The sequence below is a fragment of the Escherichia sp. 94.0001 genome, assembly GCF_013369155.2.
GTDB lineage: Bacteria > Pseudomonadota > Gammaproteobacteria > Enterobacterales > Enterobacteriaceae > Escherichia > Escherichia coli_F.
Genome location: NZ_JABWMS020000177.1, coordinates 1 through 1,140 on the forward strand (window position 1 = coordinate 1; position 1,140 = coordinate 1,140).

Consider the following 1,140-nt stretch of genomic DNA (forward strand, 5'->3'; position numbering starts at 1 on the left):
ACCTGGAATAAGGGATTTTTTGTTGGAAGATGTGACAATATAATAAACACAAAACACATTTGAATTTTCGTTACATCACTGAATAATCAATTTTTCAATTTATTCATTCAGGGAAGTGTTAATTGTATTGCCCCTCATATTTTTTCAAACCATCAATAATACATATGGTGTTAATATGGATAATGATTATTATAAAAGAACAGATGATTTAGTTCACAAAGGTCTTGATGCTATATCCGAGTTAATAAAAGACAAAGCAGAAAAAGAAAAAATAAGACAGTCTATTTTTTCTGAATTACGTAAGGCAGGGGTCACAGTAATGACACGTAATGACTGGGGAGCAAAGAATGCACCTGGAACAGATGGTGGTGATTGGGATTATTCAGCTATCGTATTACATCATGCAGGGAACAGTTTTTCTTGTGATGATGATGAAACTAATAAATTGCGTGATCTTGAAAAGACAGATATAAAAAGATATAAGCACATTAGTTATCATTATGCAATAGATTGCACAGGTACAATCTATGAGACACTGGATATTCGAGAAAAAGGTGCTCATCTAAAAGGCGCTAATTCAGGGAAAATCGGTATTGTATTCTTATCTGACTTCAGTTATGTCGGAGAGGGAAACATTCACGGTCCATCTAAATATGAATCACTCAGTGAGTTTGGTGGTCAATTTAAAGATTCATTTGATTTTACAATTGATAAACCAACACATTCTCAAAATAAATCCATCGATGTTCTTGTCCGCGTTCTTTTAAATTTTTTTGATATTAAACAATTGGGAGGACACAGAGAGTTTGCTATTCTAAATGGTTTTAAACGTGCTTGCCATGGTGTTTATGGACTCAATATAGCGAATCGTCTCAGGCGTGAATTTAATTTATTAAAACCGATTAATTGACTATTATATATGCCTATTTTTTACTCAAAATGTAGAAAGATATTTCCTGTTATCACTTTACGAAAAATATTTATATTACTTTTATTGTTTTTATTGTTCGGTATCGATAAAGAAGAATATTTTGAGGAAGGAGGAAGCCCGTGGGTCCCAAGAGTTTTTATTAAACATGATATATCGCCTAGAATTATTTTTGAAGTACCTGTCTCTCCCTACTATATATTATATAATGC

At 32.2% G+C, this 1,140-nt stretch carries 2 protein-coding genes; both read left to right on the forward strand.

Annotation, left to right across the window (positions count from 1 at the left end):
- The first annotated feature begins 175 nt into the window (after positions 1–175).
- Positions 176–910 carry an N-acetylmuramoyl-L-alanine amidase gene (locus tag HEN33_RS25030; protein ID WP_183083517.1) on the forward strand — a complete coding sequence of 245 codons (735 nt, stop codon included), beginning with the start codon at positions 176–178 and terminating at the stop codon, positions 908–910.
- 9 nt (positions 911–919) lie between these two features.
- A partial coding sequence (locus tag HEN33_RS26215) for a hypothetical protein (RefSeq protein ID WP_207108975.1) occupies positions 920–1,140 on the forward strand: 221 nt, incomplete at its 3' end.